The sequence below is a fragment of the Rhodococcus sp. AW25M09 genome (genome assembly GCF_000333955.1).
Taxonomy (GTDB): Bacteria; Actinomycetota; Actinomycetes; order Mycobacteriales; family Mycobacteriaceae; genus Rhodococcoides.
Window position 1 is genome coordinate 86818 of sequence record NZ_CAPS01000084.1, and the last position, 15298, is coordinate 102115.

Consider the following 15298-nt stretch of genomic DNA (forward strand, 5'->3'; position numbering starts at 1 on the left):
CGTTCAGCCGAGGATCGCGCTCACTGCCTCACGAGCTGCCGCGGTGCTGTCGGTCTTCAGGGCAGCGGCGGCCGCCTGCTTGCACTGATCGAGCGTGACGGTCGCCAACTTGGAACCGACATGCGCGACGGCAGCCGACGCAGCCGACAGTGAGGTGATGCCGAGGCCGACCAATACGCACGCCAGCAACGGATCGGCGGCGGCCTCGCCACAGACTCCGACGGGCTTGCCCGCCTTGGCCCCTGCGGCCGCAGTATGCGCCACGAGAGCCAGCACGGCCGGCTGCCACGGATCGGTCAGACCGGCGAGTTGAGCCGACATCCGATCGGCCGCCATCGTGTACTGCGCCAGGTCGTTGGTGCCGATGGACAGGAAGTCCACGTGCTCCAGGATGTGTTCGGCGAGCAATGCAGCCGCAGGCACCTCGATCATCACGCCGGGCGTGAGCCCGCGCTCGCGTACGTCGGCGGCGAAGTCCTTCGCTTCCTGCGCGGTCGCGATCATCGGAGCCATCACCCACGGTGAGGAGTCGGTTGCTTTCGCGGCTGCGGCGATGCCGTCGAGCTGCCGGTACAGAATTCCTCGGTCTGCTTCGGCGATGCGGATGCCGCGAATGCCCAGTGCCGGATTGGCCTCGTCGGGATGGGTGGCGAACCGAAGGGGTTTGTCCGAACCGGCATCGAGGGTGCGCACGACGACCTTCTTGCCGGCGAATGCGTCGAGCACCTGAGCGTAGATCTCGGCCTGCTCGTCGACGGTGGGCTCGGAGTCGCGGTCCAAAAAGCAGAGTTCGGTACGGAACAGTCCGACGCCGTCCGCTGCACTGGACCGCGCTGCGCGGGCGCCGGCCCCGTCCTGGACATTGGCAAGAATGGCGACCTCGTGTCCGTCGGCAGTCGCCCCGGGGCCGACCCACTGGGACACGCGGTCGAGTTCGTCACGGGACGACACCACTGCGGCACGAGCCGATTCGGCGTCGGGTTCGAGTTCGATGCGGCCACTGGTTCCGTCGACCGAGGCGCGCGTCCCGGCGACGATGTCGTCGAGTCCGGCCACCGCGACGATGCACGGAATGCCCAGCTGGCGGGCGATGATCGCAGTGTGGCTGGTCGGGCCGCCCAATGAGGTGGCGAGCCCCACGATGAGGGTGGGGTCGAGGCCCGCGGTGTCGGCAGGGGCAAGGTCGTCGGCAAAGAGGACCGACGCTTCGTGCGGGACGGGAACACCGGGCTCCGGTACGCCCAGAATCTCTGCGATGACGCGATCACGGATGTCGCGCAGGTCGGTGACACGCTCGGCCATGAGACCACCGAGCTGGGTGAACATCGCGGCGAACTTCTCGGTAGCCGCTGCGGTTGCGGTCACGGCGGAGCTGCCTTTGGCGATCGAGGACCGAGCGGCGCCGAGCCAGCCACGGTCTGCCGCCATTGCTGCATTGGCCGACAGGACCTCCGAAGCTGCTCCGGTTGCCAGCTCGGCGCGGCCGCGCAATCGTGCGGCGACGGCGTTCGCTGCGGCGTCGAAGATGTCCTTTTCAGCACCGCGATCAGCCTCGGCCACCTCACCTTTGTCGGCCGGAATGGCGGGGCGAGCACCGGGGCGGATGACAGGGCCGTACCCGACACCGGGCACGACGGGAGTGCCGCGCAGTGCGGTCGGCACTGCCGCGTCCCCGGCTGCATCGACTGTCGTGGCGGTAACTCCGGTCGAAGCGGTGCTAACCGATCCCGTCATGTGGTCCTCCTCGGATCCTGAGTGAACAAAGGTCTTCGTGCTGTTCGGCAAGCTGTGGTGAAGCCAATTGCTTACCTGTGTTGTGACCGAGATTACTCCAAAGCCTTGACATGTCAACACAGACGGGCGTAAAACAACATAAAGCAACATCAACCCGGAAGGAGACGCAGGTGTACGCCGAAGAACGACAGCACTCCATCGCTGAACTGATCAGCACGCACGGCCGCGTCTCCGTCAACGATCTGTCGGCCGCATACGGCGTCACCACCGAAACCGTCCGACGCGATCTCGCCAACCTGGACCGCCTGGGAGTCGTTCGGCGCGTACACGGTGGGGCAGTACCCGCATCGGCATTGACCACACTCGAGCCGGGCGTCTCCGAGCGAGAATTCACCCGCGCAGATCAGAAGGACGCAATCGCAGCCGCGGCGTTGCGCTTCCTGCCACCGGTGGGCGGTAGCGCTGTCTTCGACGCCGGCACTACCACCGGCCGGCTCGCAGGCCTTCTTCCCCATGATCGCGAGCTGACCCTGGTCACCAACTCGGTGCCGATCGCGGCTCGAGCCGCGACCATGGCCGGCGTCAGTCTTCGATTGCTCGGTGGCCGTGTGCGCGGAACGACCCAGGCGGCCGTCGGCGACGAAGCGCTACGCGCCCTCGAATGGCTACGCGTGGACGTCGCGTTCATCGGCACCAACGCCATCAGCGTCGGACACGGCCTGTCCACCCCGGACAGCGACGAGGCAGCGGTCAAACGCGCAATGGTCGATGCAGCCAACCATGTTGTGGTGCTCGCAGATTCGTCGAAGGTCGGCCGCGAGCATCTGGTGAGCTTCGCCCGAGTACAAGCCATCGACGTCATCATCACCGACAGCGAGATCTCGACCGACGACCGAAACAATCTCAGCGACAAAGGAATCGAGGTGGTGATCGCATGATGGTCACACTCACGGCCAACCCGAGCATGGACCGCACGGTCACGCTCGACTCCCCACTGGTACGCGGCGGCGTCCACCGAGCATCGACGTCGGTGGACGACCCCGGCGGCAAAGGCGTCAACGTCGCGCGCGTGATCGGCGGGTCCGGGGTCGAGGCCCTTGCGGTACTCCCGGCCAACGCCGGAGACCCTCTGCTCGACGCGATGTCCGCCAAGGGTGTGCGGTACTCCGCGGTTCCGACGTCGGGACTGGCCCGCACCAACATCACGGTGAGCGAGATCGGTGGCACCACCACCAAGATCAACGAGCCGGGCGCAACTGTGTCGGCGCAGACCCGCGCCGAGCTACGGGAGCGAATCCTCTCTCTCGCAGTCGATGCCGAATGGGTGGTGCTGTCGGGTTCGCTTCCGCCCGGCCTGCCCGTCGATTGGTACGCCGAGCTCGTCATCGCATTGCGCGCCACCTCGGTGAAGGTTGCCGTCGACACCTCCGACGAGCCGTTGCTCGCTCTCGCGGCAGCATTCCCCGAGTCGGCACCGGACCTGATGAAGCCCAATTCCGAGGAACTCGCCCAACTGACAGGGTACGATTCGGAGGAACTGGAAAGTGCTGCAGCACAGGGTGATCCCACCGCTGCCATCGCTGCCAGCACCATTCTTCTCGGCCGAGGTGTCGGCGCGGTGCTGGCCACTCTCGGCAGCGCCGGAGCCGTGCTGGTCACCGAGGACGGTTGTTGGTACGCCAGCCCGCCCCCGATCACCGCAGTCAGCACGGTCGGCGCAGGCGACTCCTCACTCGCCGGCTACATCCTCGCCGATGCCGAGAACTGTTCCAACGCAGACAAACTTCGCCGCGCCGTCGCCTACGGAACGGCAGCTACCGCACTACCAGGCACCACGCTTCCCCTGCCCGAGCAGACCCACCCGAATTCGGTGACGGTTCGTGCGCTCGACATTCCCACGTCCGTCACCCCGTCCACGCTCTCCCCTGCTTCGAACCTGTCATAGGAGTCTGAAATGTCCACCCCCACCGAAGATCAGCCGATCATCGCCGAGGATCTGATCCTTCTCGACGCCGATCTCGGCGAATCCAAAGCTGCCGTCATCGAACGCCTCGCAGGCGTTCTGGCTTCCGCGGGTCGCGCCACCGAGACCGACGCACTGCGCGACGCCGCACTGGCCCGCGAATCGCAGTCGGCGACCGGCCTGCCCGGCGGAATTGCCATCCCGCACTGCCGCTCCGAGGCAGTCACCTCCGCATCGCTGGGATTCGCCCGGTTGAACCCGAAGGTCGATTTCGGTGCGCCCGACGGCCCCGCAGACCTCGTGTTCTTGATCGCCGCGCCTGCAGGTGCCGGTTCGGCTCATATGAAGTTGCTCTCCAGTTTGGCGCGCGCCCTGGTCAAGCCGGAATTCGTCACCTCACTGCGCAATGCGTCCTCGGCTGCCGAGATCGTCACGCTCGTCGACGGTGTCATCAACCCCGCCGCCAAGCCGGCAGTGGCAGCTACGGCCGCAGCAGGTCCGGTTTCCACCGCCAAGCACAGCGTGGCCGACACCTCTGCGGAGGCGTCGTCGGCTCCGAAGCACATCGTGGCTGTCACCGCCTGCCCCACCGGAATTGCGCACACCTACATGGCAGCCGACTCGCTCGTGGCCGCAGGTGAGCGTGCCGGAGTCACCGTCCACGTCGAGACCCAGGGCTCGAGCGGCAGCACGCCGTTGGATCCCGCGCTCATCGCCGGTGCCGAAGCAGTCATCTTCGCCACCGACGTGGGTGTCAAGGGCCGAGAGCGTTTCGCCGGCAAGCCCGTCATCTCCTCGGGCGTCAAGCGCGCCATCAACGAGCCCGACGTCATGGTCACCGAAGCGCTTCGCGCCGGCCTGAATCCGGACGCAGCCCGCGTCGGCGGCACTGCCGTCGCAGCCGGCTCGAACGAGTCGGCCGGTGACATCGGTTGGGGCACCCGCATCCGGCAGATCCTACTGACCGGCGTCAGCTACATGATTCCGTTCGTCGCCGCCGGTGGATTGCTGATCGCGCTCGGGTTCCTGCTCGGTGGCTACGAGATCTCCGGAGTCGCCGAAGACATCGTCGTCAACAACTCGATCACCGCGCTGCCCGAAGGCGGCTTGGCCGCATACCTAGGGGCTGTGCTCTTCCAGATCGGCGCACTGTCGTTCAGCTTCCTGGTCCCCGCACTGGCCGGCTACATCTCCTACGCCATTGCCGACAGACCAGGCCTGGCTCCGGGCTTCACCGCAGGTGCAGTGGCCGTTCTCGTGGGCGCAGGCTTCATCGGCGGCCTCGTCGGTGGTCTCATCGCCGGCTTCGTCGCACTATGGATCAGCAAGTGGAAGATCCCCGCAGTCCTGCGCGGTCTGATGCCCGTCGTCATCATCCCCCTGTTCGCCACACTCATCGTCGGCGCGATCATGTTCCTGCTGCTCGGCAAGCCGCTCGCCGCGATCACCAGCGGACTGACGAACTGGCTCAACGGCCTGAGCGGTTCCTCGGTCATCATCCTCGGAATCATTCTCGGCTTGATGATGTGCTTCGACCTCGGCGGACCGGTCAACAAGGCGGCCTACTCATTTGCGACCGCAGGACTGTCGGTCACCGACATTGCATCACTGCGCATCATGGCAGCGGTCATGGCCGCCGGAATGGTGCCGCCGCTGGCCATGGCATTGGCCTCGACCGTTCGCGCCCGTCTGTTCACCGAAGCCGAGCGTGAGAACGGTAAAGCTGCATGGTTCCTGGGAGCAGCCTTCATCTCCGAGGGCGCAATTCCATTCGCTGCGGCCGATCCGTTCCGCGTCATCCCGTCGATGATGGCCGGCGGCGCAGTCACCGGTGCCATGATCATGGCCTTCAACGTCACCCTCAGCGCGCCCCACGGCGGGATCTTCGTGTTCTTCGCCATCGGAAACATCCTGTGGTTCATCGTGTCGCTGGCCGTAGGCACCATCGTCTCCGCGTTCCTGGTCGTCTCGGCCAAGCAGTTCGTCAAGGGCAAGAACGCCCTGTCGGACGCGGAACTCGATCGCACACTCGTCACCGTCTGACACTCGCTACGATCGCAACCAACCCACTATCAAGGAGCAGCACATGCCCAGCACCACAGTCGCCGTCGGATCCTCGATCGGTCTGCACGCTCGTCCCGCAGCACTGATCGCCGACGCCGTCGCCGAAGCAGGCGTGGACGTCACCCTCGCAGTCGCCGACTCGGAGCCGGTCGACGCAGGTTCGGCCCTGATGATCATGACCCTCGGAGCCACCAAGGGCACCGAAGTCACCGTCACCAGCGACGACCAGGCAACACTGGACAAAGTTGCCGCACTCGTCGAGTCGGATTTGGACGCTTAGCGAGAACGCATCGATCGCCGGACGGTGAATCCCACCGCTCCGGCGATCAGCACCACCCCAGCAGCGACGGCCGCTCGGAATTCCCATTCCGAGTCCGTCGCTGTCGGCGTCTTCACGGGCTGTTCCACTGCAGTGGTCGGCGATACCCGCTCTGCTGCAGTGGGTTCGGGTGCAGAGGTCGTCAGGGACTCTGTGTCCGAGATCGTCAGTATGGGTGGAAGTGTTCCGTTCACAGGACCGAAACCAGCCTCCGAGGCGATGAGCAGATCGCCGTTGCCGACGAATGTCAGTGCCTCGCCCTGTGGCTGATCGGGCAGCGCCACCACTGACCGAGGGGCGGTCGGGTCGACCAACGTGGACGCGATGTCCCCGTCGGCCGGATGGAACAGGTACACGTCGGTGTAGGTGCGCACCGCCGCGACAGCGGTTTCCGCGCTCACCGCACCCCCGGTCGCCAGAATCGATCCGACCACGAACGGCGGTCCACCGACCGTGTCGGTAGGGGTGAACGCCAGGTCGCCGACCTTGCGCAGCGGCGTCGGTCCCGGGCTGCTCAGGTCGGTCACGGATTCATCGCCCGCGGGCACGTACACCCCGCTGATGCCCGAGAACTCCTTGGTGACGATGACCGGTCGACCGCCCGGCTCGATCAGCACCGTTTCGGCGTCGTGTGCGCCGTCGGGGTAGGTCAACCGGTGCAGTTCACCCACACCCGTCGCCGGGTCCATTCGCGTCAACGCCACTGTTTCGCGCTGCATCCGGTTGTCGCCGAAGTCGGCCAACCAGAGCGAGCCCTCGTACGAGGTCAGATCCTCGACGTCGTACGGGTCGACGGGAACGTCGACCCACCGCTCGACACTGCAGTCGGCACCGAGCTGAGCGACCCGATCATCGGCACCACTGTCTCCGATCGCATAGAGAACCCCGTCGATCGACGTCAAACCGGACAGCTCGGACAGGCCCGGATCAGTGGGCCGACAATATGTTTGGGTGTCGACAGGTGCGGCGAGGGCAGTTCCCGTGAATGCGAGGGCAGTGGCGAATGCGGACGCGGCAGCACCACGCACCACCGGCCGCGGCACCATCGAGATCAGACGCTGGGTACGGTGGCCGTGAACTCGACGAGCGCTGCCGCAAGAGACTGCGGCACGCGAGCTTCGACACGGGTGCCGTCCTCCTCGTGGGTGGACGCCACGATGCGGCCGTCGGTGTGGATCCGTGCCACCAAATCGCCGCGCGTGTACGGCACCAGTACGTCGACCAAGACGTCGGGCTCGGACAGAATTTCGCCGAGGTGATCGCGCAACTCGTCGATGCCCTCACCGGTCTTGGCCGAGACGAACCGAGCTCCGTCGAGCAATCCGCGCAACTGAGTCAGCTGCACCGGGTCGGCCGCGTCGATCTTGTTGACCACCAACAGCTCCGGCGGCATCTTCGCGTCCTGCTCGCGCACCACGTCGGTGATCACCTCACGCACGGCCTTGATCTGATCGATCGGCAGCGGATCGGATCCGTCGACCACATGCAACAGCAGGTCGGCGTCGGTGACTTCTTCGAGTGTCGAGCGGAACGCTTCCACCAGCTGGGTCGGGAGATGTCGGACGAAGCCGACGGTGTCGGTCAGCACGATCGCACGCCCGTCCTCGAGCGTGGACTTGCGCGTCGTGGGATCGAGGGTGGCGAACAGTGCGTTCTGGACCAGCACACCGGATCCGGTCAACGCATTGAGCAGGCTCGACTTGCCGGCGTTCGTGTACCCGACGATCGCGATGGACGGCACCGTACCGCTCAGGCGCTGTTCCCGTTTGGTGTCGCGGGCCTGCTTCATGCCCTTGATCTCGCGGCGTAGCTTGGCCATCCGCTCACGGATCCGACGACGGTCGGTTTCGATCTTCGTCTCACCCGGTCCACGCAGGCCGACGCCGCCGTTACTGCCCGCGCGTCCACCGGCCTGACGGGACATGGATTCGCCCCAGCCGCGGAGCCTGGGCAGCATGTATTCCATCTGCGCGAAGGCGACCTGCGCCTTGCCTTCTCGCGACGTCGCGTGCTGAGCGAAGATGTCGAGGATCAGTGCAGTGCGGTCGATGACCTTGACCTTGACGACCTTCTCCAGTGCGTTGAGCTGGGCAGGAGTCAGTTCGCCGTCGCAGATCACCGTGTCGGCTCCGGTCGCGAGCACGATGTCGCGGACCTCTTTTGCCTTGCCGGAACCGATGTACGTCGCAGCATCGGGCTTGTCGCGCCGTTGCATCATGGCTTCGAGCACGTCCGAGCCTGCCGTCTCAGCCAACGCCGCCAGTTCGGTCATGCTCGATTCTGCCTGCGCCGCCGTACCGGTGGTCCACACTCCGACCAGTACGACCCGTTCGAGGCGCAACTGCCGGTACTCGACCTCGGTGACGTCGGTCAGCTCGGTGGACAGTCCCGCCACTCGGCGCAGCGCTGTGCGCTCTTCGAGTTGCATATCACCCGAGGACGGCGAGTCATCGTCGTTGAGGGGAGACCGGGCCAACCGCCTCGACCATGCGTCGGACTCCTCGCGGGTCCACGCAGATGCGGTGTCGGAGGAACCGTCGACGTTCTCGTCGCGACTGTCGTCGATCGGTTCGCCCGCAGGGGATGTTTCATGTGAGTTCGTCATACATTCCCCATGATCCACGAAAACCCCAGCGTATGCACGCGGGTTTCGGTTCGAGCGAAGCGCGACGGCGTTCGAGCGTCAGGACTGGGCCTCGAACCACCGGTCGTCGATCTCGCCGCGGGCGAGCAGAACCGACGGCCCACGCAAGGTGGCCCGACGTGGTCGATGGCCACCGGCACCCGGCCGCCGAGCACACCGACGCTCACCTCGCCGGTCTCGAGACCCTCGTAGGACAGCGCAGCTGCGGCCGCCGCCACGGTGCCGGTGCCACACGATCGCGTCTCACCGACGCCACGCTCGAACACCCGCATCTCGACGCCGCCGTCGTCGAGCCTGGTCAGGATCTCGACGTTCGCGCCGTGGGGAAAGAAGTCGGCGTCCAGTGTCGGCGGTGCAGAGAAGTCGAGAGCGCCGAGTGCGGCGCGGGTCAGCGCGCCGTCGACGCAGGCCAGGTGAGGATTGCCCACATCGATTCCGATGCCGTCGTAGGAACCACCCGCGAAGGTCGCCGAGCTCGAGCCCATCAGCGTCACGTCGCCCATCGCGACGGTCACATCGGCATCGGTCTCGTCGAACGAGTGCACCGTCACCGGGCGAGCACCGGCCCGCGAACCCACGACGAATTGATCTCGGTGTTCGAGGTCGTGTACCCGCAGGTAGTGGGCGAACACGAGGACTCCGTTGCCGCACATCTCGGCGATGGTGCCGTCACCGTTGCGGTAGTCCATGAACCAGTCCTCGGGCTCCACGCCCGACGGAATTCGATCGAGTACGCCCGCGTCTCTGAGCACGCCCGCCCGCGCGACGCGCAGGATGCCGTCGGCACCGATGCCCTGGCGTCGATCGCACAACGCGGCGACCGCCGACCTGGTGAGCTCGACCGCGGCGTCCGGATCCGGCAACACGATGAAGTCGTTCTGGGTTCCGTGCCCCTTGGCGAAGTCCATGGTCGCGAGTCTAGGGGGTCGTCCTAACCGAGCTCGATCGCCGACAGCGCATCCGAGGCCAACGTGGGCGAGGCTCCGTCGAGCCAGCGCACGCGGTCGTCCCGCCGGAACCACGAACGTTGGCGTCGGACGTAGCGCCTGGTGCCGATGAACGTCCGCTCGCGGGCATGCTCGATGTCGTACTCCCCCGCCAACACCCCCAGCGCCTGGGCGTACCCGATCGCTCGTGACGCCGTGACTCCTTCCCGGAGGCCCAGGCCGAGCAGCCCTTCCACCTCGTCGAGCAGTCCGGTATCGAACATCGACCGGGTACGCGTGTCGATTCGCTCGTCCAGTTCGGCAGTATCGCGGTCCACTCCCACTACGACCGTGCCCCAACGGGGTTCACCGATCTTCGGGGCCGAGGCCGCGAACGGCTTTCCGGTCAGCTCCACCACCTCGAGTGCGCGGACGATGCGTCGGCCGTCGGTGGGCAGAATCGACGCGGCCGCCTCTGGATCGGCCAGCCCCAACACTCGATGGATCTCCTCCACCCCGTCACGCGCCAGTACCGCTTCCCACTTCGCGCGGACGACCGGATCCGTTGCCGGGAACGCCCACTCGTCGAGTAGCGACTGCACGTACATCATCGATCCGCCGACGATGATCGGCCGCCGCCCCCTCGACCGAATGTCCTCGACATCGGCCACGGCGGCCGCCTGATAGCGCGCAACGGTCGCGATATCGGTGACCTCGAGCACATCGAGTTGATGGTGCGGGATGCCACGTCGGTCCGCGTCGGGCAGTTTCGCGGTACCGATGTCCATCCCCCGGTACTGCTGCATCGCGTCGATGTTGACGATCTCGCCGCCGAACTCCTCCGCCAGATCGAGCGCCAGATCGGACTTGCCCGTGGCCGTGGGCCCGATCACCGCAACGGGAGTCGTCGCCGGATCCAACACATCCTCAGGTTTTTCAGCCACGAGACCAGGTTCCGACGAAGTACCCGACGCCGAACGGGGCACCGCGATAGAGCTCCGTTGCCGACATCGCGTCGGTTCCGACAAGACCTGCAAGTACCTGCCATGCCGCCCTGCCGCCGGCACCGACAGCCGCGCACAGCTCCGAATCGAGCGCCGCCAGGGAGCCGACGTCTGCTGCGGCGAGGGCGTCGTCGATCCCGCGCTGGAGCTCTTCGGCGCGCTCGTCGAATGATCCCGGAGCCTTCGCAGTCAACGTGTTCGCCCCGTCTGCCAGCACCAGAACCCCCCAGGTCTCGGCCGCTGCGTCCAGTTCGCGGCGCAGCTCCGCCCCGATCCGCGCGCACCACCGAGAGTCGGCGTCTGCTGGGATCGTCCGGACCTCGACGGCGGTATCAGGAGCAGCGACTCCGCGCAGCCACCCGGCGATCAGCACGGCCAGCGGCAGTTCGGGGTCCGGCACGGTGGCTGCTGCTCGACCGGACAGCGTCACCACCACGTCCACGCCGAAGCCGCGGAGAGTTCCGACCGTGGTCTCGTCGTACCTCACCTCGCCGAGATCGACGCCGACGGCCAGCCAGCGATCGGCCAGCGCCGTCAGCGCAGTCACCGCACCGACGGCAGCGTTGCGAAGATCGACCGTCTCCGCGGCACGGGAACCCGTCAATTCGGGAACGAGTAACGGTGGAGTGGGCACCAGGGCCGCAGCACGAAACACGAACACCACGCTAGTCGGTGGCGCGACTTGGCCGGACGAGTCCACCTCGAGCCGTCTGAGCTGTTTCAATGGTCCGATCGGTCGTCACCTAGTTCAATGGTGTCCAGATCGCGATTGAAGGCAGCCGTGACGCGCGGCAGAGATGAGGAACAATGACCGACCCGAATGCCGGCACCCCCGCACCGACCGACTCCACACTCTCGGATGTGCCCACCCAGACCGCTGGCACGGCCGAGCCCGATACCGCCGAACCCGGCGGTGGACCCAAGCCCGGCGGTGGACCCAAGCCCGGCGGTGGACCCAAGCCCGGCGGTGGACCCAAGCCCGGCGGTGGGCCCAGGCCTGGCGCATCGGGAGCCGGTGCGCCTCGTCCGGCTGGTTCGACCGGGGCCAAGCCGCATCCGACGCCGTCGCACGTTCCCACCGCGATGCCGACGGTCGCCCCGGCGAGTGATCCCAGCGCATTCGGCAGAGTCGACGACGACGGCACCGCGTGGGTGAAGACCGCTGACGGCGAGCGCCAGATCGGATCGTGGCAGGCCGGCGACGCGGCGGAGGGACTCGCGCATTTCGGACGGCGCTACGACGATCTCGCCACCGAGGTCGGTCTGCTCGAAGCTCGCCTGACCTCGGGCACGGGCGATGCCAAGAAGACCAAGACCGCCGCGTCCGCACTACTGGAGAGCCTGCCCACTGCGGCAGTGATCGGCGATCTCGACCTTCTCGCCCGGCGACTCGATGCGGTTGTCGAGCATTCCGATGCTGCGGCCGCAGTGGCCAAGCACGAGAAGGAACTCGAGCGAGCCGAGCACACTGCACGCAAGGAAGCTCTCGCGGTGGAGGCCGAGCAGATCGGCAGCGAGTCGACGCAGTGGAAGCACGCGGGAGATCGGCTCCGCGAAATCCTCGATGAGTGGAAGACCATCCGCGGAGTCGATCGTAAGGTCGACGACGCGCTGTGGAAGCGGTACTCCAAAGCTCGGGAGAACTTCAATCGGCGGCGCGGCGCGCACTTCGCCGATCTCGATCGAGAACGTGGAGCGGCGAAGACACGCAAGGAAGAGCTGGTAGAACGGGCGAAGGCACTGTCTTCGTCGACGGACTGGGGCCCCACCGCCGCCGCATTCCGCGAACTTCTCGTGGAGTGGAAAGCCTCGGGGCGTGCCCCTCGCGACGCCGACGATGCCCTCTGGAAGAACTTCAAGGCCGCGCAGGACGTCTTCTTCTCGGCCCGCAACGCAGCTGCGTCCGAGCGGGACGCCGAGTTCGAAGGCAACGCCGAGGCCAAGGAAGCCCTGTTGGCGAAGACCCATATCGACCCGAGCAAAGATCTGGATGCGGCGCGGTCGGCACTGCGTGATCTGCAGGACAAGTGGGATGCGCTCGGGAAGGTGCCGCGCGAGAAGATGCAGGAGCTCGAAGGCAAGCTTCGGGCAATCGAGAAGTCCGTACACGACGCAGTGGAGTCGCAGTGGCGTCGTTCCGATCCCGAGGCCGTGGCGCGCGCTGCTCAGTTCCGTGAGCGGGTTGCCCAGTTCGAGGATCAGGCCGCGAAAGCGACGGCAGCAGGCAAGACCAAGGACGCAGAACGTGCCCAGGCTCAGGCGCAGCAGTGGCGTGAGTGGGCCGACGCGGCAGAGAGCGCAGTCGACGAGTTGTAGTCGCAGCGACCGGGGGGCGGCCGAGCGGGCCTACGGGGCCGAGTGGCCGTCCCACAGTCGCAGTTTCTGCTCGCCCGACGCGGCGGCGACGCGACGCTGTTCCTGAGCGGCGAGCTGCGAGTTGGTCTTGTTCCACACGGCCTTGAGCCAGTGGAAGGTCAGCGCCATCACCGCGATCCACGCGATGATCAGGCCGATTCCAGGTCCCGCGCCCTGAAGGTTGACTGGGATGGTCTGCCTCGACCAGATGGAGAGCATTCCGAATACCGAGGACACAGCGCACCCGGCGAGTGCCGCCCACGCCAGCACCCACATGCGGGTGACCAGAGCGAGCACCGACATCACCACCCCGAACGTCAGCACCAAGACCACGAAGATTCGCGACGGTAGCGCTATGGATTCCGCGACTGCCGCGTCGCTGCCCGAGAGCACGTCGAATCCGCTGGCAGCACCTGCGTGCGGCAGCGCGAACGTCACGAGCAGGATGAGCACCAATCCGGCTACGACCATCGCGCGTGCACCTGGGTCCAATTCGGTCATCACCGCTCGCTCGGCTCGTTCGAGTTCCTCGGCGGAGCCGGCGGGGGTGGCGCGGTCGGAGTCAGCGGGGGTCGCGCGGTCTGAGTCAGCGGGGGTGGCTCGGTCGGAGTCAGCGGGGATGGCGCGGTCGGAGTCAGCGGGAGTGGCTCGGTCGGCGGTGGCGCGGTCGGGGCCATCGGTCTCTGTCATGCGGTGCATCCTGTCTGAACCGGGAGCGGCGCCGGTGCGCCGATGGAGGGAAGTCCGAGGCCGACGCCGATGGGCGGGGTCTTCGGCATGACGCCGCGTTCGTGGGAATCGCCGGCGGCGGTGCGGCGGTGCGTCGATACGCCCGCGTCGGCGATGAGGTGGTACGGGGCGGCGGCGGTCAGCGTGGTCGTCACCACATCGCCCGGGCGAATCTCGCTCGCCCTGTCGGCGTCGACGGCGAAGTGCACGAGTCGACCGTCCCGGGCGCGCCCACTCATTCGATGCGTCGCGGCGTTCTTGCGTCCTTCACCGGTGGCGACGAGAAGTTCGACCTCGGTGCCGATCAGAGCTTGGTTGGCAGCGAGAACGATCTCTTCCTGCAACGCGATCAGCCGTAGATACCGTTCTTGCACAACCTCTTTGGGAACCTGGTCCGGCATATCGGCGGCAGGTGTTCCCGGACGCTTGGAGTACTGAAAGGTGTACGCATTGGCAAACTTCGCCCGTCGCACCACCTCGAGGGTCTGCTGAAAATCCTCTTCGGTCTCGCCCGGAAAGCCGACGATGATGTCGGTGGTGATGGCCGCATGCGGCATCGCTGCCCGCACCTTGTCGATGATGCCCATGAACTTCGACTGCCGATAGGACCTGCGCATCGCCTTGAGAATTCGATCGGAGCCGGACTGCAGCGGCATGTGCAGGGTGGGGCAGATATTCGGGGTCGCTGCCATCGCCTCGATGACATCGTCGGTGAACTCGGCCGGGTGCGGCGAGGTGAAGCGCACTCGTTCGAGCCCCTCGATCGAGCCGCATGCGGTCAACAGCGATGCGAACGCGCCACGATCGCGCGGCATGTTCGGATCGGCGAACGAGGCACCGTACGCATTGACGTTCTGACCGAGCAGCGTCACCTCGAGTACGCCCTGGTCCACCAAAGCCTGTACCTCGGCGAGGATGTCGCCCGGTCGGCGGTCGATTTCCTTGCCGCGCAGGGCCGGGACGATGCAGAACGTGCAGGTGTTGTTGCAGCCCACCGAGATCGACACCCAGCCCGCGTATGCCGATTCACGCTTGGCCGGCAGTGTGGACGGGAACGCATCGAGCGACTCGAGTATCTCGACCTGTGCCTGTTCGTTGTGTCGAGCGCGCTCGAGCAGTACCGGTAGCGACCCGATGTTGTGGGTACCGAACACGACGTCGACCCACGGAGCCTTCTCTACGACCGTGTTGCGATCTTTCTGCGCCAGGCAGCCACCGACCGCGATCTGCATGTTGGGATTGCGCGTCTTCGCGGGTCGCAGCATGCCGAGATTGCCGTACAGCTTGTTGTCGGCATTCTCGCGCACCGCGCAGGTGTTGAAGACGACCAGATCGGCGTCGGTGCCCGAGTCCGCTGGGATGTAGCCGGCTTCTTCGAGCAAACCGGACAGGCGCTCCGAGTCGTGGACGTTCATCTGGCAACCGTGCGTGCGCACTTCGTAACTGCGGGGGCTCATCGCCGACGGGTCGGTGAGCGGCACGGGATCGGACTTCCCGTGATCGGTCGCGTCCACGGTCGGAAAAACACTAGTCTGCACCCCTCCAGGGTACGTCCAACGC

Annotated in this window: 12 protein-coding genes and 1 pseudogene; 5 read left to right on the plus strand and 8 right to left on the minus strand. The window is 66.3% G+C overall.

What is annotated here, in order from left to right; translation table 11 throughout:
• Nucleotides 1-3: 3 nt before the first annotated feature.
• Nucleotides 4-1734: a phosphoenolpyruvate--protein phosphotransferase gene (ptsP, locus tag RHODMAR_RS17285; protein WP_008716883.1), complete on the minus strand. Its 1731-nt coding sequence runs from the start codon at nt 1732-1734 to the stop codon at nt 4-6.
• A 170-nt stretch (nt 1735-1904) separates the two neighbouring features.
• On the opposite strand from ptsP, the gene RHODMAR_RS17290 reads away from it, so the two are divergent.
• From RHODMAR_RS17290 to RHODMAR_RS17305, 4 genes are read left to right on the plus strand one after another with little or no spacing between them, the layout of a single operon-like run.
• A complete protein-coding gene (locus RHODMAR_RS17290) occupies nt 1905-2672 on the plus strand; it encodes a DeoR/GlpR family DNA-binding transcription regulator (RefSeq protein ID WP_008716885.1) in 768 nt (255 codons plus the stop codon).
• Entirely contained in the window at nt 2669-3679 is a 1011-nt protein-coding gene (locus tag RHODMAR_RS17295) for a 1-phosphofructokinase family hexose kinase (protein WP_008716886.1), read from the plus strand. The genes RHODMAR_RS17290 and RHODMAR_RS17295 overlap by 4 nt, the downstream gene beginning before the upstream one ends.
• 9 nt (nt 3680-3688) lie before the next feature.
• Nucleotides 3689-5740 (plus strand): PTS fructose transporter subunit IIABC, encoded by a 2052-nt coding sequence (locus RHODMAR_RS17300; RefSeq protein WP_008716888.1) that lies wholly within the window; start codon nt 3689-3691, stop codon nt 5738-5740.
• 43 nt (nt 5741-5783) lie between these two features.
• Entirely contained in the window at nt 5784-6041 is a 258-nt protein-coding gene (locus tag RHODMAR_RS17305; protein WP_008716890.1) for an HPr family phosphocarrier protein, read from the plus strand.
• Here RHODMAR_RS17305 and RHODMAR_RS17310 read toward each other — a convergent pair.
• The 5 genes and pseudogenes from RHODMAR_RS17310 to RHODMAR_RS17330 form a co-directional block, all read right to left on the minus strand.
• On the minus strand, nt 6038-7111 hold the full coding sequence (locus RHODMAR_RS17310; protein ID WP_232433692.1) for a hypothetical protein: 1074 nt from the start codon (nt 7109-7111) through the stop codon (nt 6038-6040). The two genes, RHODMAR_RS17305 and RHODMAR_RS17310, sit on opposite strands and share 4 nt — an antisense overlap.
• Nucleotides 7112-7131: 20 nt before the next feature.
• The gene (hflX, locus tag RHODMAR_RS17315) at nt 7132-8685 is read right to left on the minus strand and encodes a GTPase HflX (RefSeq protein ID WP_008716894.1); all 1554 of its coding nucleotides are present in this window, start codon (nt 8683-8685) and stop codon (nt 7132-7134) included.
• Between the two features lie 78 nt (nt 8686-8763).
• Nucleotides 8764-9632 (minus strand): annotated as a pseudogene (gene dapF / locus RHODMAR_RS17320) (diaminopimelate epimerase).
• Between the two features lie 23 nt (nt 9633-9655).
• Nucleotides 9656-10570 (minus strand): tRNA (adenosine(37)-N6)-dimethylallyltransferase MiaA, encoded by a 915-nt coding sequence (gene miaA, locus RHODMAR_RS17325; RefSeq protein ID WP_008716898.1) that lies wholly within the window; start codon nt 10568-10570, stop codon nt 9656-9658.
• 16 nt (nt 10571-10586) lie between these two features.
• Nucleotides 10587-11309, minus strand: a complete 723-nt coding sequence (locus RHODMAR_RS17330) for a hypothetical protein (protein WP_042939714.1) — start codon at nt 11307-11309, stop codon at nt 10587-10589.
• Between the two features lie 152 nt (nt 11310-11461).
• On the opposite strand from RHODMAR_RS17330, the gene RHODMAR_RS17335 reads away from it, so the two are divergent.
• Nucleotides 11462-12970, plus strand: a complete 1509-nt coding sequence (locus RHODMAR_RS17335) for a DUF349 domain-containing protein (RefSeq protein ID WP_008716903.1) — start codon at nt 11462-11464, stop codon at nt 12968-12970.
• Between the two features lie 30 nt (nt 12971-13000).
• Here the strand turns inward: RHODMAR_RS17335 and RHODMAR_RS17340 are convergent, their stop codons facing one another.
• Nucleotides 13001-13699, minus strand: coding sequence for an Rv2732c family membrane protein (locus RHODMAR_RS17340; protein ID WP_008716906.1), 699 nt, complete (start codon nt 13697-13699; stop codon nt 13001-13003).
• Entirely contained in the window at nt 13696-15195 is a 1500-nt protein-coding gene (gene miaB / locus RHODMAR_RS17345) for a tRNA (N6-isopentenyl adenosine(37)-C2)-methylthiotransferase MiaB (RefSeq protein WP_081606032.1), read from the minus strand. The genes RHODMAR_RS17340 and miaB overlap by 4 nt, the downstream gene beginning before the upstream one ends.
• Nucleotides 15196-15298 lie beyond the last annotated feature (103 nt).